General features: G+C 61.6%; 1 pseudogene. It reads right to left on the bottom strand.

Annotation, left to right across the window (positions count from 1 at the left end):
- A pseudogene (locus LD028_RS09935) lies at positions 1-224 on the bottom strand (Stk1 family PASTA domain-containing Ser/Thr kinase); the annotation flags it as partial.

The following is a 224-nucleotide window of genomic DNA, read 5'->3' as shown; positions in this document are numbered from 1 at the left end:
CACCGTAATCTTGACCGACACTTCTCCCTCGCCGTCCAGCACCTCCATGTAGATCGGCTGGGAGGCGAACCGGGCTTCCGCCGGATATTGGCCGTTGCTTACGATCAGCGGAATCGCCGTTCCCTTGGTCACCCGGGTGCCCGGCTCGTAAGGCGAAGGCATGCCGATGACAATGCCCGGCGTGTCCGTATAGGCCGGTTCCTGCCTGATGTTTTGCTGGTCGA

This window comes from Anoxybacillus sp. LAT27, from assembly GCF_022030075.1.
Lineage (GTDB): Bacteria > Bacillota > Bacilli > Bacillales > Anoxybacillaceae > Anoxybacillus > Anoxybacillus kestanbolensis.
This window is presented reverse-complemented; position numbering and strand designations above follow the sequence as displayed.